Source organism: Streptomyces sp. NPDC107575 (genome assembly GCF_055657265.1).
Map to the genome: position 1 here is coordinate 666,009 of NZ_JBVKBG010000004.1, position 19,834 is coordinate 685,842.

General features: G+C 71.2%; 19 protein-coding genes. 10 read left to right on the forward strand and 9 right to left on the reverse strand.

The genetic code is table 11. The features are described 5' to 3' along the window. Positions 1–60: 60 nt before the first annotated feature. Complete coding sequence (locus tag ACZ7L4_RS22710) at positions 61–1,236, forward strand: cystathionine gamma-synthase (RefSeq protein WP_472104997.1); 1,176 nt, start codon at positions 61–63, stop codon at positions 1,234–1,236. 1 nt (position 1,237) lies between these two features. Here ACZ7L4_RS22710 and ACZ7L4_RS22715 read toward each other — a convergent pair whose 3' ends face one another. The 3 genes from ACZ7L4_RS22715 to ACZ7L4_RS22725 form a co-directional block, all read right to left on the reverse strand. Then, positions 1,238–1,492: a hypothetical protein gene (locus ACZ7L4_RS22715; RefSeq protein WP_472104999.1), complete on the reverse strand. Its 255-nt coding sequence runs from the start codon at positions 1,490–1,492 to the stop codon at positions 1,238–1,240. Next, positions 1,489–1,968 (reverse strand): sigma factor-like helix-turn-helix DNA-binding protein, encoded by a 480-nt coding sequence (locus tag ACZ7L4_RS22720; RefSeq protein ID WP_472105001.1) that lies wholly within the window; start codon positions 1,966–1,968, stop codon positions 1,489–1,491. The genes ACZ7L4_RS22715 and ACZ7L4_RS22720 overlap by 4 nt, the downstream gene beginning before the upstream one ends. A gap of 78 nt (positions 1,969–2,046) precedes the next feature. Beyond that, a complete protein-coding gene (locus ACZ7L4_RS22725) occupies positions 2,047–2,532 on the reverse strand; it encodes a MarR family winged helix-turn-helix transcriptional regulator (protein WP_450815688.1) in 486 nt (161 codons plus the stop codon). Between the two features lie 175 nt (positions 2,533–2,707). Here ACZ7L4_RS22725 and ilvA point away from each other — a divergent pair, with 175 nt between their 5' ends. The 3 genes from ilvA to ACZ7L4_RS22740 all read left to right on the forward strand — a co-directional run bounded on the left by ilvA (position 2,708) and on the right by ACZ7L4_RS22740 (position 5,873). Beyond that, on the forward strand, positions 2,708–3,949 hold the full coding sequence (gene ilvA / locus ACZ7L4_RS22730; RefSeq protein WP_472105003.1) for a threonine ammonia-lyase: 1,242 nt from the start codon (positions 2,708–2,710) through the stop codon (positions 3,947–3,949). Positions 3,950–4,074: 125 nt separating this feature from the next. Further along, the gene (locus tag ACZ7L4_RS22735; RefSeq protein ID WP_472105005.1) at positions 4,075–5,070 is read left to right on the forward strand and encodes an ATP-binding cassette domain-containing protein; all 996 of its coding nucleotides are present in this window, start codon (positions 4,075–4,077) and stop codon (positions 5,068–5,070) included. After that, positions 5,067–5,873 carry an ABC transporter permease gene (locus tag ACZ7L4_RS22740; protein ID WP_472105007.1) on the forward strand — a complete coding sequence of 269 codons (807 nt, stop codon included), beginning with the start codon at positions 5,067–5,069 and terminating at the stop codon, positions 5,871–5,873. The genes ACZ7L4_RS22735 and ACZ7L4_RS22740 overlap by 4 nt, the downstream gene beginning before the upstream one ends. 73 nt (positions 5,874–5,946) lie before the next feature. Here ACZ7L4_RS22740 and greA read toward each other — a convergent pair whose 3' ends face one another. Then, positions 5,947–6,444 (reverse strand): transcription elongation factor GreA, encoded by a 498-nt coding sequence (gene greA, locus ACZ7L4_RS22745; protein ID WP_385770453.1) that lies wholly within the window; start codon positions 6,442–6,444, stop codon positions 5,947–5,949. Positions 6,445–6,639: 195 nt separating this feature from the next. After that, positions 6,640–7,044 carry a DUF4307 domain-containing protein gene (locus ACZ7L4_RS22750; protein ID WP_472105009.1) on the reverse strand — a complete coding sequence of 135 codons (405 nt, stop codon included), beginning with the start codon at positions 7,042–7,044 and terminating at the stop codon, positions 6,640–6,642. Between the two features lie 134 nt (positions 7,045–7,178). Between ACZ7L4_RS22750 and mca the strand changes: the two genes are divergently transcribed. Together mca and ACZ7L4_RS22760 are read left to right on the forward strand one after the other, a co-directional pair. Beyond that, complete coding sequence (gene mca, locus ACZ7L4_RS22755) at positions 7,179–8,060, forward strand: mycothiol conjugate amidase Mca (RefSeq protein WP_472105011.1); 882 nt, start codon at positions 7,179–7,181, stop codon at positions 8,058–8,060. Further along, the gene (locus ACZ7L4_RS22760) at positions 8,053–8,292 is read left to right on the forward strand and encodes a hypothetical protein (protein WP_472105013.1); all 240 of its coding nucleotides are present in this window, start codon (positions 8,053–8,055) and stop codon (positions 8,290–8,292) included. Before mca ends, ACZ7L4_RS22760 begins: the two co-directional genes overlap by 8 nt. Before the next feature lie 101 nt (positions 8,293–8,393). Here the strand turns inward: ACZ7L4_RS22760 and ACZ7L4_RS22765 are convergent, their stop codons facing one another. After that, positions 8,394–11,603: a tetratricopeptide repeat protein gene (locus ACZ7L4_RS22765; protein ID WP_472105015.1), complete on the reverse strand. Its 3,210-nt coding sequence runs from the start codon at positions 11,601–11,603 to the stop codon at positions 8,394–8,396. Positions 11,604–11,722: 119 nt separating this feature from the next. Here ACZ7L4_RS22765 and ACZ7L4_RS22770 point away from each other — a divergent pair, with 119 nt between their 5' ends. Further along, positions 11,723–13,753 (forward strand): thioredoxin domain-containing protein, encoded by a 2,031-nt coding sequence (locus ACZ7L4_RS22770; RefSeq protein WP_472105017.1) that lies wholly within the window; start codon positions 11,723–11,725, stop codon positions 13,751–13,753. Positions 13,754–13,783: 30 nt separating this feature from the next. On the opposite strand, the gene trhA is transcribed toward ACZ7L4_RS22770, so the two are convergent. After that, positions 13,784–14,467, reverse strand: a complete 684-nt coding sequence (trhA, locus tag ACZ7L4_RS22775) for a PAQR family membrane homeostasis protein TrhA (RefSeq protein WP_472105019.1) — start codon at positions 14,465–14,467, stop codon at positions 13,784–13,786. Positions 14,468–14,696: 229 nt separating this feature from the next. On the opposite strand from trhA, the gene ACZ7L4_RS22780 reads away from it, so the two are divergent. Further along, the gene (locus ACZ7L4_RS22780; protein WP_472105021.1) at positions 14,697–16,535 is read left to right on the forward strand and encodes a phosphoenolpyruvate carboxykinase (GTP); all 1,839 of its coding nucleotides are present in this window, start codon (positions 14,697–14,699) and stop codon (positions 16,533–16,535) included. A 63-nt stretch (positions 16,536–16,598) separates the two neighbouring features. Here ACZ7L4_RS22780 and ACZ7L4_RS22785 read toward each other — a convergent pair whose 3' ends face one another. After that, the gene (locus ACZ7L4_RS22785) at positions 16,599–17,009 is read right to left on the reverse strand and encodes an SCO4983 family protein (protein ID WP_450815623.1); all 411 of its coding nucleotides are present in this window, start codon (positions 17,007–17,009) and stop codon (positions 16,599–16,601) included. Positions 17,010–17,114: 105 nt separating this feature from the next. Continuing rightward, positions 17,115–18,326 (reverse strand): pyridoxal phosphate-dependent aminotransferase, encoded by a 1,212-nt coding sequence (locus tag ACZ7L4_RS22790; protein ID WP_472105024.1) that lies wholly within the window; start codon positions 18,324–18,326, stop codon positions 17,115–17,117. 251 nt (positions 18,327–18,577) lie between these two features. On the opposite strand from ACZ7L4_RS22790, the gene ACZ7L4_RS22795 reads away from it, so the two are divergent. After that, positions 18,578–19,195, forward strand: a complete 618-nt coding sequence (locus ACZ7L4_RS22795) for an alpha-ketoglutarate-dependent dioxygenase AlkB (protein ID WP_472105026.1) — start codon at positions 18,578–18,580, stop codon at positions 19,193–19,195. Positions 19,196–19,273: 78 nt separating this feature from the next. Further along, positions 19,274–19,828 carry a hypothetical protein gene (locus tag ACZ7L4_RS22800; RefSeq protein ID WP_472105028.1) on the forward strand — a complete coding sequence of 185 codons (555 nt, stop codon included), beginning with the start codon at positions 19,274–19,276 and terminating at the stop codon, positions 19,826–19,828. Positions 19,829–19,834: the final 6 nt, after the last annotated feature.

The window sequence follows — 19,834 nt, forward strand, 5'->3', positions numbered from 1 at the left end:
TGGCGGCAAAAGCGCGCTGCGCCCCACCTGCGCGCTCCCGAACGCCTACGCTCGGGCGCCATGAGCGACACGCACAGCCACAGCGGCAGCACCCCGCGCGGCTTCGAGACCACCGCCATCCACGCCGGCAACACGGCCGACCCCGTCACCGGCGCCGTCGTCCCGCCGATCTACCAGGTCTCCACGTACAAGCAGGACGGCGTGGGCGGCCTGCGCGGCGGCTACGAGTACAGCCGCAGCGCCAACCCGACCCGTACCGCACTCGAAGAGAACCTCGCCGCCCTCGAAGGCGGCCGGCGCGGGCTCGCCTTCGCCTCCGGGCTCGCCGCCGAGGACTGCCTGCTGCGCACGCTGCTGAGCCCCGGCGACCACGTGGTCATCCCGAACGACGCGTACGGCGGCACGTTCCGGCTGTTCGCGAAGGTCGTGACGCGGTGGGGCGTCGAGTTCTCGGTGGCCGACACCAGCGACGTCGAGTCGGTGCGCGCCGCGATCACCCCGCTGACCAAGGCCGTGTGGGTGGAGACGCCCTCCAACCCGCTGCTCGGCATCACCGACATCGCGGCCGTCGCCCAGGTCGCCCGCGAGTCCGGGGCGAAGCTCGTCGTCGACAACACCTTCGCGAGCCCCTACCTCCAGCAGCCGCTCGCTCTCGGCGCCGACGTCGTCGTGCACTCGATGACCAAGTACATGGGCGGCCACTCCGACGTCGTCGGCGGCGCGCTGATCGTCAACGACGACGCCCTCGCCGACGAGCTCACGTTCCACCAGAACGCCATGGGCGCCATCGCCGGGCCCTTCGACGCCTGGCTGGTGCTGCGCGGCATCAAGACGCTGCCCGTGCGCATGGACCGGCACAGCGAGAACGCGACCCGCGTCGCCGACATGCTCTCCCGCCACCCGCGGGTCACGAAGGTGCTCTACCCGGGCCTGCCCGAGCACCCCGGGCACGAGATCGCGGCGAAGCAGATGAAGGCCTTCGGCGGCATGGTGTCGTTCCGGGTCGAGGGCGGCGAGGAGGCGGCCGTCGAGGTCTGCAACCGGGCGAAGCTGTTCACGCTCGGCGAGTCCCTCGGCGGCGTCGAGTCCCTCGTCGAGCACCCCGGCCGGATGACGCACGCCTCCGTCGCGGGCTCCGCCCTGGAGGTCCCCGCCGACCTCGTACGCCTCTCCGTGGGCATCGAGTCGGTCGACGACCTGCTCGCCGACCTCCAGCAGGCGCTCGACAAGAAGTAGGTCACCAGCCGGTGAGCTGTGGAGTCGTCTTCGAAGGCGGCTCCACCCACGGCCGCTCGACCGTCGCCCACACCACGAACGCGACGACGGCGGCGACCAGCACGAACCACATCAACCGCGCCGCGGCCCTGCGCCGCCTGCGCGCCCGGCCGCCCCTGCGCATCGCGTCCGCGCACAGCTCCGCCGGCACCACCGGCGCGGGCCCGTGGTCGAGCACGGCACGCACGGCCGCCTCATTGCGCTCCTGGAGACTCATGCCGGGGCCGCTCCCCGCAGTTCGGCGGGCGCGGGCCCGCGCGGCGGGTGCAGGACGAGGGCCATCGCCCGCGCGTGCACCGAGCGGACGCGCTCCGCGGGCAGCCCGAGCAGGGAGGCGGTCTGCTCCTCGCCGACGCCTTCGAAGAGCCGCAGCACGAGGACGAGACGTTCCTGGGGGCTGAGCTGCCCGAGCGCGCCGCCCAGCGCGCGGTGCCTGCGCCACGCGCCGCGGGCGAACCGGACGGCCAGCTCCTTGCGCGCGCAGTCGTAGGGATCCTCACCCCGAAGGCGGTCCCAGGAGGCATACGTCCGGCCGAGTGCGGCCGTGAGCAGCTTTCGCGCGCGGGGATTGGCGTCCGACGGTTCCCCCGTCAGGAGTGTCGCGGCACGCAGCAGCCGCCCGGCCGCGCCCGCGACGAACGCCTCGAACTCACGGGCCCGGCGGGCGTCCTGCAACGCCTGCCGTTCTCGCACCCTTCATATGAGGCCGAGCGCGGCTCCCTGGTCAAGAGGCAGGAGCCGCTCTTGCCGTACTGGTGTGCCCGGAAACCGTCAGGATTCGGCGGGCGGCGTCGGCTGGCCGTGGCGCGCGGAGAGCGCGGAATTGAAGCGCGCGAGGAGCGCGCAGAACTGCTCGCGCTCCTGCGGTTCCCACTCCTGCGTCAACTGCGCCATCAATTCCTGCCTGGACGTGCGTACCTCGTCCAGCCGGGCCGCACCGCGCGGCGACAACTGCAACACCACCGCACGTCCGTCCTCCGGGTGAGAGGTGCGCTTGACGAGGCCCGTGTCGACGAGCGGGGCGACCTGCCGGGTCACCGTCGAGGAGTCGATCCCCATGCTCGACGCGAGCGCCTTGACGCCCATCGGGCCTTCCTTGTCGAGGCGGTTGAGCAGCAGGTATGCCGCTCGGTCCATCGAATTGCGCACCTGCCCGACCCCGCCGAGCCGGGTCTGTTCGGCGCGACGGGCGAAGACCGCCACCTCGTGCTGGAGCGTTTCGAGGAGGCCGGTGTCGCCGGCGGTCGTCATGTCCATCGTTTCCTGTGGTGTGGGCATGGCCGGGGGCTCACTTCATGCGTGGGTGGTGGATTGCACTGGATTGGCCCACAGGGTACGCGGCGAAAGCGCTGGCCGTACCGGCCGTGCGCAATCCGGTCTCGCAGCGTGAGCATCCCGAGAGGCGTGCGCCGTGAGCTGCAAGACTTTCGTCATGAGCAACAGCGCGTCTGACTACTTGCCGACCTCGACGCCCGCGGTGACCCTCGACGACGTCCGCGGCGCCCAGAAGATGCTTTCAGGGGTGGCGCGCGTGACGTCGATGGCGCACAGCCACCACCTCTCCCAGCTGGCCGGGACGCCGGTCCACCTCAAGTGCGAGAACCTCCAGCGCACCGGATCCTTCAAACTGCGCGGCGCGTACGTGCGGATCGCGGGCCTGCTGCCGGAGGAGCGGGCCGCAGGCGTGGTGGCCGCGAGCGCGGGCAACCACGCGCAAGGAGTGGCCCTGGCCTCCTCGCTCCTCGGCGTGCGCTCCACGGTGTTCATGCCGGTCGGCGCGCCCCTGCCGAAGGTCGCCGCGACCCGCGAGTACGGCGCCGAGGTCCGGCTGCACGGCCAGGTGGTCGACGAGACCCTCGCGGCGGCGCAGCGCTACGCGGAGGAGACCGGCGCGGTCTTCATCCACCCGTTCGACCATCCGGACGTCGTCGCGGGCCAGGGCACGCTCGGCCTGGAGATCCTTGAGCAGTGCCCGGAGGTGCGGACCATCCTGGTCGGCGTGGGCGGCGGCGGACTCGCGGCCGGCATCGCCGTCGCGGTGAAGGCGCTGCGGCCCGACGTGAAGGTGATCGGCGTCCAGGCCGCGGGCGCCGCCGCGTACCCGCCCTCGCTGGCCGCCGGGCACCCGGTCGCGATCAAGGACCCGTCGACGATGGCCGACGGGATCAAGGTGGGGCGGCCCGGTGACGTCCCGTTCGAGCTCGTCTCCGGCCTGGTCGACGGCGTCCGCACGGTCTCGGAGGACGCGCTGTCCAGCGCCCTGCTGCTCTGCCTGGAGCGCGCCAAGCTGGTCGTCGAGCCCGCCGGCGCGAGCCCCGTCGCGGCGCTCCTGAGCGAGCCCGGGGCCTTCGAGGGCCCGGTCGTGGCGCTGCTGTCCGGCGGCAACATCGACCCGCTCCTGATGCAGCGCGTACTCACCCACGGCCTCGCCGCCGCGGGCCGCTATCTCTCGCTGCGGCTGCGCCTGACCGACCGCCCCGGCGCCCTGGCCACGCTTCTCCAGGTGTTGTCAGTGGCCGACGCCAACGTCACCGATGTGAGCCACGTACGGACCGATCCGCGGCTCGGGCTCACGGAGGCGGAGGTCGAGCTGCACCTGGAGACCAAGGGTCCCGCGCACTGCACGGAGGTCGAGGCGGCGCTGCGGGAGGCGGGCTACACGGTCATCGAGTAATTCCGTGGCGGTACGCGATACATCGCGATAGCGTGTGGCACGCTTCACGACTTGCCGGGCGCGGGGAACCCGGCAAATTTACACTTTCCTCACATAGGTAGTCATCGACACACTGGGGGAACGGCATGCCAGGCGCTATCTACGCCGAAGGCCTGGTGAAGACCTTCGGCGATGTAAAAGCTCTGGACGGCGTCGATCTGGACGTACCGGAGGGCACGGTCCTCGGCCTGCTCGGGCCGAACGGGGCGGGGAAGACGACGGCCGTGCGCTGTCTGACGACACTGCTCACGCCGGACAGCGGCAAGGCGGTCGTCGCGGGCATCGACGTACTGAAGCACCCGAACGAGGTACGGCGGTCCATCGGCCTGTCCGGCCAGTTCGCCGCGGTCGACGAATACCTGACGGGGCGGGAGAACCTGCAGATGGTCGGGCAGCTCTACCAGCTGTCCAAGAAGGCCGCCAAGAAGCGGGCCGGCGAGCTCCTCGAGCGCTTCAACCTCACGGACGCCGCCGACCGCCCCTCGAAGACGTACTCCGGCGGCATGCGCCGCAGGCTCGACCTCGCGGCAGCGCTCGTCGTCTCCCCGCCGGTGATGTTCATGGACGAGCCGACGACGGGCCTCGACCCGCACAACCGGCAGCAGCTGTGGGAAGTGATCCAGGAGCTGGTCGCGGGCGGCACGACGCTGCTGCTCACGACGCAGTACCTGGAGGAGGCCGACCACCTGGCGCACGACATCTGCGTCGTGGACCACGGCCGCGTCATCGCCCGCGGCACCGCCGACCAGCTCAAGGCGCAGACCGGCGGCGAGCGCGTCGAGGTCGTGGTGCACGAGCGGGAGCACATCGACGCCGCGCGAGAGGTCCTCAGTGGCTACGGCAAGGGCGAGACGACCGTCGCCGAGCACACCCGCAAGCTGACCGTCCCCGTCACCGGCGGCGCGAAGCTCCTCGCGGAGGTCATCCGCGACCTGGACACGCGCGGCATCGAGATCGACGACATCGGACTGCGCCGCCCGACCCTGGACGACGTGTTCATCTCGCTGACCGGCCATGTCGCCGAGGAACCGGCGGCCGACGCGGACGAGCGGATCGAGGACGCGAAGGGGGCGAGGGCATGAGCGCCTGGAGCGACTCCCTGGTCGTCGGCAAGCGGAACCTGATCCGGATGACCCGGATCCCCGAGATGATCCTGTTCGGGATCATCCAGCCGGTGATGTTCGTGGTCCTGTTCACGTACGTCTTCGGCGGCTCGATCGCCATCCCGGGCGCCGGGGTCAGTGCCGGCGCCTACAAGGAATTCCTGATGGCCGGCATCTTCGCCCAGACCGTCACGTTCGCCACGGCGGGCGCCGGCGCGGGCATCGCGGACGACATGCACAAGGGCCTCATCGACCGGTTCCGCTCGCTGCCCATGGCGCGCGGCGCGGTGCTCACCGGCCGCACCCTCGCCGACCTGGTGCAGACGGCGGTGACGCTCGCCGTGCTCGCGGTGGTGGCGCTGCTCGTCGGCTGGCGGACGCACGAGAACCTCGGCAAGGTCCTGGCGGGCTTCGGCCTGCTCCTGCTGCTCGGGTACGCGTTCACCTGGATCGGCGCGCTGATCGGCCTGTCGGTGCGCACCCCCGAGGCGGCGACCTCGGGCGGCCTGATCTGGCTCTTCCCGCTGACGTTCATCTCGAACGCGTTCGTGCCGGTCAACGGCATGCCGACGTTCCTGCAGTACATCGCGGAGTGGAACCCCTTCAGTGCCACGGTGGCGGCGGCCCGCGAGCTGTTCGGCAACACGATCGAGGGCGTACCGAAATCGGTGACCGGAGCCTGGCCGATGGAGCACCCGGTCTGGGCCTCGCTGATCTGGTCCGTCCTGATCATCCTGGTCTTCCGCACCCTCGCGGTGCGCAAGTACCGCAAGGCGGCCTGACAACCGGTCCCGTACACACGAGTGGGGCCCCGCGGCACGCATGCTGCGGGGCCCCACTCGTGTGCTTCGCGCGTCAGCCGTTGAAGGGCTCCGCCTTGAGGATGCGGACCGAGGCCTTCTTGCCGTTCGGCAGTTCGTAGTCGACGTCCTCGCCCACCTTGTGGCCGTTGACCCCCGTGCCGAGCGGGGACTGGGGCGAATACGTCTCGAAGTCGCTGCTCGCGTATTCGCGCGAGGCGAGCAGGAACTCCAGGGTGTCGTCCTCGTCGCCGTCGAAAGCGATCGTGACGACCATGCCGGGCGCGACCACTCCGGTCGCCGCCGGGGCCTCGCCGACCTTGGCCTTCTCCAGGAGCTGGGTCAGCTGGCGGATGCGGAGCTCCTGCTTGCCCTGCTCCTCCTTGGCCGCGTGGTACCCGCCGTTCTCCCGCAGGTCGCCCTCCTCGCGCGCCGCGGCGATCTTCTGAGTGATCTCCTCGCGCGCGGGACCAGACAGGTACGCCAGCTCATCCCTGAGCTTGGTGTACGCCTCCTGCGTCAGCCAGGTGACGTCTTCGCTGGTCTGGGTCACAGGTCGCTCCTCGTAGGTACTGGGTATACAAAGCATCGCCCTACTCAGAAGGATGTTCCCTACTGAGTGGGCGAAACCACGAGCCTAACAATTCAGGCGTGAAAGGGGGAGGACAAAAGGCATCAGTGTTGCGTCGCCGCAGGTCAGCGACCGCGCCGCGTATCGACAATTGGTCGGATCGTCGGACCGGGCCGATCAGTCGGCGTGACAGCCGATGAGCTCCGCGGAGGTGGCCCTGCCGGTGGTGCGCAGCGTGACGACCTTGTCGATCCGGTCCTGCTTCTGGTCGAAGCGGAAGTCCGCGCGGCCCACCTCGGCGCCGTCCTCGCTCTGCGAGCGGATCGTGCAGTAGCCGGTGGCGTCGGCGTCCTTGCGGATCTCCATGTGGACCTGGACGTTGCTCTTGTTCGTGTCGAACGCGATGAGCTCGCCGCTGAACTTGCTGCCGCCGACGACGTAGTACCAGCCGAACCAGACCATCATGGCCGCGAACAGTGTGCCGAGGACGATTCCGGTGATCTTCAGCTTGCGGTCGGCGCGGGCGTCGGCGGAACGCGAGGATCCGTATCGGCCCTCGGGCAGCTGCTGCACGGCGGTCATCGCCCAGTTCCTCTCGCGTCGCCCGACAGGTGGGACGGGCACCGGAATTTTCCGCCCCCCGGTTCCGTCACTATAGAAGCTGCCCGTTGCACTCCAGGCACCCGGGCGCCCCATTACTCACCGAGGAACTTGTCTTGACTGAGCAGCTGCGACTCATGGCCGTTCACGCCCACCCCGACGACGAGTCGTCGAAGGGCGCGGCCACGATGGCCAAGTACGTGTCCGAGGGGGTGGACGTGCACGTCGTGACCTGCACGGGCGGCGAGCGCGGCTCCATCCTCAACCCGAAGCTCCAGGGCGACAAGTACGTCGAGGAGAACATCCGGGAGGTCCGCCGCAAGGAGATGGACGAGGCGCGCGAGATCCTCGGCGTCAAGCAGGACTGGCTGGGCTTCGTCGACTCGGGGCTGCCCGAGGGCGACCCGCTGCCGCCGCTGCCCGAGGGCTGCTTCGCCCTGGAGGACGTCGACCACGCGGCCGGCGCCCTCGTCAAGCAGATCCGCTCCTTCCGCCCGCAGGTCATCACGACGTACGACGAGAACGGCGGCTACCCGCACCCCGACCACATCATGACCCACAAGATCACGATGGTGGCCTTCGACGGCGCGGCCGACGCGGAGAAGTACCCCGAGGCCGAGTTCGGCCCCGTCTTCCAGCCGAAGAAGCTCTACTACAACCAGGGCTTCAACCGGCCGCGCACCGAGGCGCTGCACAACGCGCTCCTGGAGCGCGGCATGGAGTCCCCGTACGGGGACTGGCTCAAGCGCTGGGACGACATGGCGCGCACCGAGCGCACGCTGACCACGCACATTCCGTGCGCCGACTTCTTCGGGATCCGTGACAAGGCGCTGATCGCGCACGCCACGCAGATCGACCCCGACGGCGGCTGGTTCCGCGTGCCGATGGACATCCAGCAGGAGGTCTGGCCGACCGAGGAGTACGAGCTCGCGAAGTCGCTCGTCGATACCTCCCTCCCCGAGGACGACCTCTTCGCGGGCATCCGACACAATGCCTGATGTGAACGCGAATCTGGCATTGACCCATCTCGTCCCTCTTGCCAAGGAGGTCGACGAGAACAAGGTGACTCCGGGCGTGCTCGGCTTCATCGTCTTCGCCGTGATGGCCGTCGCGGTCTGGGGCCTGATGAAGTCGATGAACAGGCACATGGGCAAGGTCGACTTCAAGGAGAAGTCGGACGAGCCCGCCGGTGCGACGAGCGGCAAGGACGCCGGGCAGAAGTCCGCCTGAACCCGCCGCCGGCCCCGCGCACGAGCGTGCGCGGGGCCGCTGCGCTGTCCGGCGCGCGCCCCCGCCTGTCATGTTCAGGGCGGGCGGAGGCGGCGCCGTGCCTATGAGCGCTGCGCCTCCTTGGCGACGCCCATCACGTCCCGCGAGTGCCGGTTCGGCACCATGCCGAGGCGCCAGGCCTGCCAGCCCGCGTCCAGATCCACGCCCCGCTCCAGGAGCAGCTGGTACGCCTCCACGTAGTCGTCGAGCTTGCCGTCGCGCGCCGGGTGCGTGGCCGCGGCGAGCTGGGACAGCTCCTCCTGCGCGACCGCCGTGCCGACCTCCGAGCCGCCGGGGGAGGCGTACGGGAGCAGCGTGCAGCGCAGGAACGTCGCCCAGTCCTCGCCCCGCTGGTCCTCGTACCCGGCGAAGATCGCCGCCGCCTCCTCGCACAGCTCCATCGCCTGCGCGAGCCGCGCGTTGCCCGCGTCGACCACCGCGAGCTCCAGACACGTCCACCCCTCGCCGTGCGGCACCCCGATGCGCTGGAAGTCGGCGCGGGCGTCGACCAGGAGCTGGCGGGCGAAGCCGGAATTGCGCAGTGAGCCGGTCTGCGCGGCCCGCTCGTCACGGGTGACGCGCGCCGAATGGTGGCGGGCGCAGGCAAGCCCGTACACGTCACGCATCCGGGAGAACATCGTGCGCGAACGCTCCAGCTCCCGCACCGCCTTGTCGAGGTCGCCGGTCTCCTCCAGGGCCTGGCCCAGGTAGTAGTACGTCCACGCCTCGCCACGCGCGTCCTCATTCTCGCGGTGCCGGGACGCCGCCTGGCGCAGCCCGTCGACCGCCGCCGACGCCTCGCCGTCGATCAGCCGGGCGCGGGCCAGCTCGGTCAGCGCCCAGGCCTGGCCGCGGTTGTCGCGGGTCTGCCCGTACAGGTCGAGCGCGGTCCGCAGCTCCTCCTCCGCGCGCGGCACGTTGCCCATCCGCAGGCACAGCTGGCCGAGCTGGAAGTGCGCCCACGCCTCACCGTGCAGCGACTCGTTCTCGCGGTGCAGGGCGAACGCGTCGGTGAGCAGGGCAAGGGACATGCGTACGTTCGCGCGGTCGCGCTCGACCGCCGCGAGCGCGTGCAGCGTCCACCCGCGGTCGCCCTTCGTCTCCGGCGTCGTCTGCAGATCGAGCGCCTCCCTCAACTTGGCCGCCGCCTCGGTGAGTTGGCCCTGGTGGTGCAGCGTGATGCCGAGGGAACACAGCGCGCGGCCCTCGCCCGCCCTGTGGTGCGCCTCGCGGTACAGGTCGACCACTGAGGTCAGCGTCGTACGCGCCTTGTCGAGCTCGCCGAGCTGGCGGGCCGCGATACCCGTGCGCCACTGGACCGAGCGCATGAGCAGACCCTGGTCGATGGACTGTGTCAGCTCCTGGATCTCGCCGAGACGGTAGAGGTCGCCGCGCAGCAGGCAGTAGTCGCACAGCGCGCCCAGCAGGCCCAGCACCGCGTCCTGGTTGACGCCCTCCGCGTGCCGGAGCGCCGCCGTGATGAAGCTCGACTCGTCGTCCAGCCAGCGCAGCGCCGCGTCCAGGGACGTGAAGCCGTGCGGACCCGTCTGGCCGGCGCGCGTCGACATGTTGCCGTCGACCAGGCGGATCACCGAGTCGGCCAGGTCCGCGTAGTTCTGGATCAGCCGCTCCTGCGCGGCCGTGCGCTCCGCGGGCTCCTCCTCGTCGGCGAGGCGGGCCTGGGCGAAGGCGCGGACGAGGTCGTGCAGCCGGTAGCGGCTGCCGCGCACATGGTCGACGAGCCCGGCGCCCGCAAGCGCCGTCAGGTACCGCTCCGCCTCCGCCGTCGTGGTGGCGAGCAGCGCGGCCGCCGCGGCCGCGCCGAGCGAGGCGCGCCCGGCGAGCGCGAGCCGCCGCAGCAGCCGCCTGCCCTGCTCGGACTGGTCGGTGTAGCGCAGCCACAGCACCCGCTCGACCGGGTCCACGGGACCGTACGCGGCGAGATCCGCGGCGAGCTGACGCGTCGTGCGCGGCCCGATCGCGGAGCCCGCGACGCGCAGCGCCAGCGGCAGGCCGCCGCACAACTCCCGTACGGCGTCCGAGGATTCGGCGTCGTACGGGCCGCTCGGGTCCTCCGCGGCCTCCCGCAGCAGCTCCTCCGCGCCCGCCGAGTCGAGAGCCCGGACGGGCAGATGGTGCACCCAGGCGGGTGTGTCGTCACCGAGCTCCAGGGGCTCGCGCGACGTGACGATCACGAGACTGTCGGAGCGCTCGGGAACAAGCGTGCGCACCTGCTCGGCGCTCGCCGCGTCGTCGAGCACGATGGTCACGGGCAGCCCCGTCAGATGCTGGTGGTACAGCTCGCTGAGCCGCTTGACCTGCTGTTCCTGCGAGGAACGCTCACGGAACAGCAACTGCTCGCGCGGCGCCCCCAGCCGGTTCAGCAGATGCAGCAGCGCGTCCCGCGTCGGCAGCGGCGCGGTGTCCGGGCGGTCGCCGCGCAGATCCACCACGCACGCCCCGCGGAACTGGTCCCGCAGCTCGTGCGCCGCACGCACCGCGAGCGTCGTCCGCCCGACACCCGGGTCCCCGTGCAGCACCACCACGGTCGGCCGGGTCTCGGTGCTGGCCCGCGCCGCGTGCACCCACTGCGCGATCTGCGACATCGCGACGCGACGCCCGGCGAACGGCCCCTCGGGCTCCGGCAGTTGACCGAACGACTGCTCAAGAACGCTCCGCCGCCGCGCGGCCGCGCTCTTGTCGGTCCGCCGCAGCTGCGGCCCCACCGTCTTCTTCGACGTCCCGGTGCTCGCGGCGAGCACCCGCTGCTGATCGAGGAACGGCCTGATGCCCCGCACCTCCAGCGCCGTCAGCCACTGCAACCGCAGCTGCTCAGGACCGCCCGGCTGATTGCGCGCCCCCGCGCTGCGACTCGCCGCCGGCACGTGCGAAGCGGTCACCTTCGCGACGGTCGCGGCGGACCCCAGTACGGCGACGGCGACACCCGCGCCCACGGCCGTCCCGGTCCCGGCCCCCAGCACCAGATCCGCCACACAAGCGGTGACGGCACCAACCCCCGCCACCATCAACGGAGTTGATCCGCCCTCCTTGGCGAACCGCTGCCCGAACGTCATCCGCCCCGCGTCGGCCTCGTCGAGGGCCCGGGTGAACGCGTCGTACTCGTCGGCCGCGCTCCTCCCCATGGAGTCGAGCGCGCCCTTCGCCCGGGACAGCAGCACGGCCCCGTCCGCGCGCCCACCCGAACGCCTGACCTCTTCCTCCACGGCCCGAGCCAACAGCCGTTCGGCTTCCGCCCGATGGCTGTCCCGCATCTTCGGTCCCCCTCCGGTGGCGACAGTACGGGGTCAAGTGTGCTGCGTATGGGGTGTCGGCGCGAGGGTCCCGGCGATCAGAGACGCGACCCGGATCACGATGAGCGAGGATGGGAGGCATGCCGAACCGACTGGCCCATGAGACGTCCCCCTACCTCCTCCAGCACGCCGACAACCCGGTGGACTGGTGGCCCTGGTCGGCCGAGGCCTTCGCGGAGGCGCAGCGGCGCGGGGTGCCGGTGCTGCTCAGCGTCGGGTATTCGAGCTGTCACTGGTGCCATGTGATGGCCCACGAATCCTTCGAGGACGGGGCCACCGCCGCCGTCCTCAACGAGAACTTCGTCAACATCAAGGTCGACCGCGAAGAGCGCCCCGACGTCGACGCCGTCTACATGGAGGCCGTGCAGGCCGCCACGGGGCAGGGTGGCTGGCCGATGACCGTGTTTCTGACGCCGGACGCCGAGCCGTTCTACTTCGGTACGTACTTCCCGCCCGAGCCGCGCCACGGCATGCCCTCGTTCACCCAGGTCCTGCACGGCGTGCGGGACGCGTGGACCGAGCGGCACGGCGAGGTCACCGAGGTCGCCGGGAAGATCACCGCCGATCTGGCCGCGCGGGAACTGCCGTACGGGAACACGGAGTTGCCGGGGGAGAACGAGCTGGCGCAGGCGCTGCTCGGGCTCACGCGCGAGTACGACGCGACGTACGGCGGCTTCGGCGGCGCGCCGAAGTTCCCGCCGTCCATGGTGATCGAGTTCCTGCTGCGGCACCACGCGCGCACCGGCGCCGAGGGCGCGCTGCAGATGGCCGTCGACACCTGCGAGCGGATGGCGCGCGGCGGGATCTACGACCAGCTCGGCGGCGGCTTCGCGCGGTACTCCGTGGACCGGGAGTTCACGGTGCCGCACTTCGAGAAGATGCTGTACGACAACGCGCTGCTGTGCCGGGCGTATGCGCATCTGTGGCGCTCGACGGGCAGTGAGCTGGCCAAGCGGGTCGCGCTGGAGACCGCCGACTTCATGGTGCGTGAGCTGCGGACGAACGAAGGCGGCTTCGCCTCCGCGCTCGATGCCGACAGCGAGGACCCGGTCAGCGGGAAGCACGTCGAGGGCGCGTACTACGTGTGGACGCCGCAGCAGCTCCGGGAGGTGCTCGGTGAGGCCGACGCGGAGGCGGCCGCCCGCCACTACGGCGTCACGGAGGAGGGCACCTTCGAGGAGGGTGCCTCCGTGCTCCAGCTTCCGCAGGCGGACGGGGTCCTCGACGCCGGGCAGGCCGAGCGGATCCGGGAGCGGCTGCGCGAGGCGCGGTCCCGGCGGCCGGTCCCCGGCCGGGACGACAAGGTCGTCGCGGCGTGGAACGGGCTCGCGATCGCGGCGCTGGCGGAGACCGGCGCGTACTTCGGCCGCCAGGATCTCGTGGACGCCGCCGTGTGCGCGGGCGACCTGCTCGTACGCCTGCACATGGACCCGCTGGCCCGGCTCGCGCGGACCAGCAAGGACGGGCACGTCGGCGCGAACGCGGGCGTCCTCGAGGACTACGCCGACGTGGCCGAGGGCTTCCTCGCGCTCGCGTCGGTGACCGGCGAGGGCGTGTGGCTGGAGTTCGCTGGGTTCCTGCTCGACCACGTCCTCGACCGGTTCACGGACCCGGAGAGCGGCGCGCTGTACGACACCGCCGCCGACGCGGAGAAGCTCATCCGCCGGCCCCAGGACCCGACCGACAACGCGACGCCTTCGGGTTGGACCGCCGCGGCGGGTGCCCTTCTGTCGTACGCCGCGCACACCGGCTCCGAGCCGCACCGCAGCGCCGCCGAGCGCGCCCTCGGCGTCGTCAAGGCGCTGGGCCCGCGGGCGCCGCGGTTCATCGGGAACGGGCTCGCGGTCGCCGAGGCGCTGCTCGACGGTCCGCGCGAGGTCGCGGTCGTGGGGGAGGTCGGCGGGCGGCTGCACCACGCGGCGCTCACCGGGACCGCTCCCGGGGCCGTCGTCGCGGCCGGCGAGGAGGGCGGCGGCGAGCTGCCGCTGCTGGCCGACCGGCCGCTCGTGGACGGGCGGGAGGCGGCGTACGTGTGCCGCCGCTTCGTGTGCGACGCGCCGGTGACGGACGCCGACGACCTGAAGCGGGCCCTGGGCGAGACGCAGGAGTAGAAGAAGGCGCGGGCTGACCCCGGCCCGGGGTCAGCCGTGCTGGTAGGCGACCAGCGAGATGCCGACGTAGTGCACGACGAACGCCGCGAGGGTGAACGAGTGGAAGACCTCGTGGAAGCCGAACCAGCGCGGTGAGGGGTTCGGCCGCTTGATGCCGTAGATGACGCCGCCCGCGCTGTAGAGCAGCCCGCCGACGATCACCAGGACGAGCACCGCGATGCCGCCCGTGCGCATGAAGTCGGGCAGGAAGAAGACGGCGGCCCAGCCCATCGCGATGTAGCAGGGCGTGTAGAGCCAGCGCGGGGCGCCGACCCAGAACACCCGGAAGATGATCCCCGCCGCGGCGGCCGCCCAGATGCCCCACAGCAGCCACTGCCCCTTGGCGCCCGGCAGCAGCAGCATCGTCAGCGGCGTGTACGTGCCGGCGATGATCAGGAAGATGTTCGCGTGGTCCAGACGGCGCAGTACGCCGCCGGCGCGCGGTCCCCAGTTCCCCCGGTGGTAGAGCGCGCTGACGCCGAACAGCAGGCAGGCCGTGAGGACGAAGATCCCGCACGCGACCCGGCCGCGCGTCGAGTCCGCGAGCGCCGTGAGGAAGAGGCCCGAGATCAGCACGGCGGGGAACATCCCCGCGTGCAGCCAGCCGCGCAGTCTCGGCTTCAGTGCTGACGGCTGGACGGCGGGCACTTCGGGCTGCTCGGTGGCGACGCTCATCCCCGCATGGTACCTACGCGACCGTAGGTAACGGACCCCGTGAGTGGTGATGCTCACTTCGCTCACCTGTGAGGCCCCCTGGACAGATGGGCGTTTCGGTCGGATGATCAAATGAGTGCGGTCGGCACCGGATGAGCGCCCACTGAGCTCCAGTGGACTGGGAGGCGCAGCGTCCGGGTCGCAGCCCCCACGGGGCATCAACCTCAATACCCCTCATTTAGGAGCGATCGTGGCGCGCGACATCGCGGCTCCCTCCCTGGACACCCTCCCGACGAACCACCAGGAACTGATCTCGTGGGTCAACGAGATCGCCGAACTGACGCAGCCGGACAATGTGGTCTGGTGCGACGGCTCCGAGGCCGAGTACGAGCGCCTCGCGGAGGAGCTCGTGGCGAAGGGGACGTTCAAGAAGCTCGACCCCATCAAGCGCCCCAACTCGTACTACGCCGCCTCCGACCCGTCCGATGTCGCGCGCGTCGAGGACCGTACGTACATCTGCTCCGAGAAGGAGGAGGACGCGGGCCCGACGAACCACTGGAAGGCCCCCGCCGAGATGCGGGAGATCTTCCGGGGCAACGAGGGGAACGGGGGGATCTTCCGCGGCTCGATGCGCGGACGGACCATGTACGTCGTCCCGTTCTGCATGGGACCGCTCGGCTCGCCGCTGTCCGCGATCGGCGTCGAGATCACCGACTCGGCCTACGTGGCCGTCTCCATGCGCACGATGACCCGGATGGGCCGGCCGGTCCTCGACGAGTTGGGCGAGGACGGCTTCTTCGTGAAGGCCGTGCACACGCTGGGCGCCCCGCTGGGTCCCGACGAGGCGGACGTGCCGTGGCCGTGCAACTCCACGAAGTACATCTCGCACTTCCCCGAGGACCGCGAGATCTGGTCGTACGGCTCGGGCTACGGCGGCAACGCCCTGCTGGGCAAGAAGTGCTACGCCCTGCGCATCGCGTCCGTCATGGCGCGCGACGAGGGCTGGCTCGCCGAGCACATGCTGATCCTCAAGCTCACCCCGCCGCAGGGTGAGTCGAAGTACGTCGCCGCCGCCTTCCCGAGCGCCTGCGGCAAGACGAACCTCGCGATGCTGGAGCCCACGATCTCCGGCTGGACCGTCGAGACGATCGGTGACGACATCGCCTGGATGCGGTTCGGCGAGGACGGCCGGCTCTACGCGATCAACCCCGAGGCCGGGTTCTTCGGCGTCGCGCCCGGCACCGGCGAGCACACCAACGCCAACGCCATGAAGACCCTGTGGGGCAACTCGGTCTTCACGAACGTCGCGCTCACCGACGACGGCGACGTGTGGTGGGAGGGGATGACCGAGGAGACCCCGGCTCACCTCACCGACTGGAAGGGCAACTCCTGGACCCCGGACTCGGGCGTCCCGGCCGCGCACCCGAACGCCCGCTTCACCACGCCCGCCTCGCAGTGCCCGATCATCGCGCCCGAGTGGGAGGACCCGAAGGGCGTGCCGATCTCGGCGATCCTCTTCGGCGGCCGCCGCGCCTCCGCCGTGCCGCTGGTGACCGAGTCCTTCGACTGGAACCACGGCGTGTTCCTCGGTGCGAACGTCGCCTCCGAGAAGACCGCCGCCGCCGAGGGCAAGGTCGGCGAGCTGCGCCGCGACCCGTTCGCCATGCTGCCGTTCTGCGGCTACAACATGGGCGACTACATGGCGCACTGGGTGAAGGTCGGGGCGGACAAGGACCAGGCCAAGCTGCCGAAGATCTACTACGTCAACTGGTTCCGGAAGAACGCGGACGGCAAGTTCGTGTGGCCCGGCTTCGGTGAGAACTCGCGCGTCCTCAAGTGGATCGTCGACCGCCTCGACGGCCGCGCCGAGGGCGTCGAGACGCCGATCGGCATCCTGCCGACCAAGGAGTCCCTGGACACGAACGGCCTGGACCTGGCCGAGTCCGACCTGGACTTCCTGCTGACGGTGGACAAGGAGGCCTGGCGCGACGAGGCCTCGCTCGTGCCCGCGCACCTCAATACGTTCGGCGACCACACGCCGACCGAGCTGTGGGACGAGTACCGCAAGCTGGTGGACCGGCTCGGCTAGAGCCGTGTGACATGCGGAAGGGGCGCGGCTTCCGGCCGCGCCCCTTCCGCATGTCCGCGTCGGTCACACAGCGACGAGATCCCCCGCGGAGGCGTGCGCCTCCATGCGCTGCGCCGCCAGAATCGCGGCCGCCGTGTCCGCGCGGGACGCCGCGACCACCAGGGCGCGGCCCGCGAGGGCGTGCGCCCGCTGGTGCAGCGCCGCGACGTGCGGCTCGTGGACCGAGGCCGCCACGGCCGAGCGGACCGGGGCGTTGCCGCCGCGGAGCCGGGCGACCTGTGCGGCCAGTGCGTCGGCCGCCTCGTCGAGGTCGGCCGCGGGGCCCAGTGCGCGCAGTTCGTCGGTGATCGCGAGCAGCGCGCTCAGGTGCCCGGCGAGCTGGATGTCCAGCTCCTCCTCGCGGGAGCGGTGCGGGAATTCGCCGCTGTCGGCCGCCGTCGAGTGGACCGACTTGGTGCGGATCGGCTCGTACATGGGAGGCCTCCAGGGCATGCGTGTCAGCTTGGCCTCCATCGTACCTTAGATCGTGTCTAAGTTAGAACCTGTCCAAAGTAGGAGTGTCACGACAGGGGCGGGGCGTCACGGCTGGCTGTAGCCGTCGAGGAAGTTCCCGATCCGGGTGACCGCCTCCGTCAGCTGCCGGGTGTCGGGCAGCGTGACGACGCGGAAGTGGTCGGGCTCCGGCCAGTTGAAGCCGGTGCCGTGCACCACCATGATCTTCTCGGCCCGCAGCAGGTCGAGCACCATCTGCCGGTCGTCCTTGACCTTGAACACCTTCGGGTCGAGGCGCGGGAACAGGTACAGCGCGCCCTTGGGCTTCACGCACGTCACGCCCGGGATCTGGGTGAGCAGCTCGTACGCGACGTCGCGCTGCTCCTTGAGCCGCCCGCCGGGCAGCACCAGGTCGTTGACCGTCTGCCGTCCGCTGAGCGCCGCGACGACGCCGTGCTGGCCCGGCATGTTCGCGCACAGGCGCATGTTGGCGAGGATCGTGAGGCCCTCGATGTACGACTCCGCGTGCGCGCGCGGCCCGGAGATCGCCATCCAGCCCACCCGGTAGCCGGCCACGCGGTACGCCTTCGACATGCCGTTGAAGGTCAGCGTCATCAGGTCGGGCGCGATGGCGGCGGTCGGGGTGTGCGTGGCGCCGTCGTAGAGGATCTTGTCGTAGATCTCGTCGGAGCAGACGAGGAGGTTGTGGCGGCGGGCGATGTCGGTGATGCCGCGCAGCATCTCGTCGCTGTAGACGGCGCCGGTGGGGTTGTTGGGGTTGATGACCACGATCGCCTTGGTGCGGTCGGTCACCTTGCGCTCGATGTCGGCGAGGTCCGGCATCCAGTCCGCCTGCTCGTCGCAGCGGTAGTGCACGGCGGTGCCGCCGGAGAGCGAGACGGCGGCGGTCCACAGCGGGTAGTCCGGGGCGGGGACGAGCACCTCGTCGCCGTCGTCGAGCAGGCCCTGCATCGCCATCACGATGAGCTCGGAGACGCCGTTGCCGATGAAGACGTGCTCGACGTCGGTCTCCACGCCGAGGGTCTGGTAGTGCATCATCACCGCGCGGCGGGCGGCGAGGAGGCCCTTGGCGTCGCCGTAGCCGTGCGCGTCCCCGAGGTTGCGGAGCATGTCCTCGAGGATCTCGGGCGGGCACTCGAAGCCGAACGCCGCCGGGTTGCCGGTGTTGAGCTTCAGGATGCGGTGCCCTGCCGCCTCCAGCCGCATCGCTTCCTCGAGAACCGGGCCCCGGATCTCGTAGCAGACGTTGGAGAGCTTGGTCGACTGGATGAGCTGCATCCCCAAACTTTACGGCCGTGTTTCGGGATGCCGCGCACCCTTTGTCGGCCGGTGGGGCGGCCCGCGCGGCATGGGTTTCGGATGCGGTGGCACGCGGTGCCGGATACCTCCGGAACGGCGGGTTCCGGGGTGGTCGCGGCTTTGATGGGGCGGGTCGGCGGGGCGGGTGAGATGGACCACGCCCGGCCTCCGGCGGGCGGTGCGGCGCGTCTAATCGCGCGTATGTTCGAAACATTCGCTACGGTGGAGGCATGCTTCAGGGATCGCTGTTCGACCAGGCCGAGGAGATCGCGCTCGGGCCGCTCGGGGCGGTGCGGCGCACCGTGCTCGGTGACGGCGCCTGGATCGACGTGCTGCCGGGGTGGCTGAGCGGGGCCGACGAGCTGTACGGGCACCTCGCGGACGGCGTGCCGTGGAAGGCCGAGCGGCGGCAGATGTACGAGCGGATGGTCGACGTGCCGCGGCTGCTGAGGTTCTACGGGGCGGGGGAGCGGCTGCCGCACCCCGTGCTCGACGCGGCGCGGGACGCGCTGTCCGCGCACTACGCGCGGGAGTTGGGCGAACCGTTCAGCACGGCGGGCCTGTGCTTCTACCGGGACGGCCGGGACAGCGTCGCCTGGCACGGCGACCGGATCGGGCGCGGCGCCCGCGAGGACACGATGGTCGCCATCCTGTCGGTGGGCACACCGCGGGACCTCGCGCTGCGGCCCGTCGGCGGCGGCCCCGTCGTGCGCAGGCCGCTCGGGCACGGCGACCTGATCGTCATGGGCGGGTCCTGCCAGCGGACCTGGGAACACGCGATCCCCAAGTCGGCCCGCGCGGCGGGCGGCCGGATCAGCGTCCAGTTCCGGCCGCACGGGGTGCGTTGAGGCCGGTTCGCGTGATCGCTGGGCCGGGGCTCGACTCCGTACGAACGGCACTAGGCGGCCCACACGTACGACGGGTACGTGGACCCGGCCGCCGCGCACGGCCGGCAGGAGCCGGCCGACGCCTCGGGCGACACGGCCCCGCTCCCGCGCGTACCGGCCACCGGGCCCGCGCACGCGCGGGGCAGCGCCGTGTTCGCCGACGGCTCCGGGCGGCGGCGCCGCCTCATGCGGGTCGGCGGCATCACGCTCGGGGGTGTCTGTGTCGTCTTCCTCGGCGCCGTCGCCACCGGGCTCTTCGGGTCGAGCCCGGCGAGCGGTCCGCTGCCCTGGGGCGGTGCCGAGGACGGCAAGAGGCAGCGAGCCGAGCACTCGGCGCCCGCGACGACCGGACCCGCGCCCGCCCCGAGCGGCTCCGTGTCGAAGCCGGGCCCCTCGGCCACGCCGACCGGCACGGCCGGCGCATCGTCCGAGAAACCCAAGGAGAAGGCCGCGGCCCCGACCGGTTCGCCGTCGACGTCCGCGACCACGGCGCCGGCGGCCACGGCGTCCAGCACCGCACCCGCCCGGGGGAACTCCGGGAGCAACCCCGGACGGGGGAACGCCTCACCGGGAGCCGGCAAGGGCCCCAAGTGACCGGAT

What these genes read in the sequence shown, in the direction of transcription:
- ACZ7L4_RS22710 (WP_472104997.1), top strand. Translation starts at nt 61, where the DNA reads ATGAGCGACACGCACAGCCACAGCGGCAGCACCCCGCGCGGCTTCGAG.
- ACZ7L4_RS22715 (WP_472104999.1), bottom strand. Translation starts at nt 1,492, where the DNA reads ATGAGTCTCCAGGAGCGCAATGAGGCGGCCGTGCGTGCCGTGCTCGAC.
- ACZ7L4_RS22725 (WP_450815688.1), bottom strand. Translation starts at nt 2,532, where the DNA reads ATGGACATGACGACCGCCGGCGACACCGGCCTCCTCGAAACGCTCCAG.
- ilvA (WP_472105003.1), top strand. Translation starts at nt 2,708, where the DNA reads ATGAGCAACAGCGCGTCTGACTACTTGCCGACCTCGACGCCCGCGGTG.
- ACZ7L4_RS22735 (WP_472105005.1), top strand. Translation starts at nt 4,075, where the DNA reads ATGCCAGGCGCTATCTACGCCGAAGGCCTGGTGAAGACCTTCGGCGAT.
- ACZ7L4_RS22740 (WP_472105007.1), top strand. Translation starts at nt 5,067, where the DNA reads ATGAGCGCCTGGAGCGACTCCCTGGTCGTCGGCAAGCGGAACCTGATC.
- ACZ7L4_RS22750 (WP_472105009.1), bottom strand. Translation starts at nt 7,044, where the DNA reads ATGACCGCCGTGCAGCAGCTGCCCGAGGGCCGATACGGATCCTCGCGT.
- ACZ7L4_RS22760 (WP_472105013.1), top strand. Translation starts at nt 8,053, where the DNA reads ATGCCTGATGTGAACGCGAATCTGGCATTGACCCATCTCGTCCCTCTT.
- ACZ7L4_RS22765 (WP_472105015.1), bottom strand. Translation starts at nt 11,603, where the DNA reads ATGCGGGACAGCCATCGGGCGGAAGCCGAACGGCTGTTGGCTCGGGCC.
- ACZ7L4_RS22770 (WP_472105017.1), top strand. Translation starts at nt 11,723, where the DNA reads ATGCCGAACCGACTGGCCCATGAGACGTCCCCCTACCTCCTCCAGCAC.
- trhA (WP_472105019.1), bottom strand. Translation starts at nt 14,467, where the DNA reads ATGAGCGTCGCCACCGAGCAGCCCGAAGTGCCCGCCGTCCAGCCGTCA.
- ACZ7L4_RS22785 (WP_450815623.1), bottom strand. Translation starts at nt 17,009, where the DNA reads ATGTACGAGCCGATCCGCACCAAGTCGGTCCACTCGACGGCGGCCGAC.
- ACZ7L4_RS22790 (WP_472105024.1), bottom strand. Translation starts at nt 18,326, where the DNA reads ATGCAGCTCATCCAGTCGACCAAGCTCTCCAACGTCTGCTACGAGATC.
- ACZ7L4_RS22795 (WP_472105026.1), top strand. Translation starts at nt 18,578, where the DNA reads ATGCTTCAGGGATCGCTGTTCGACCAGGCCGAGGAGATCGCGCTCGGG.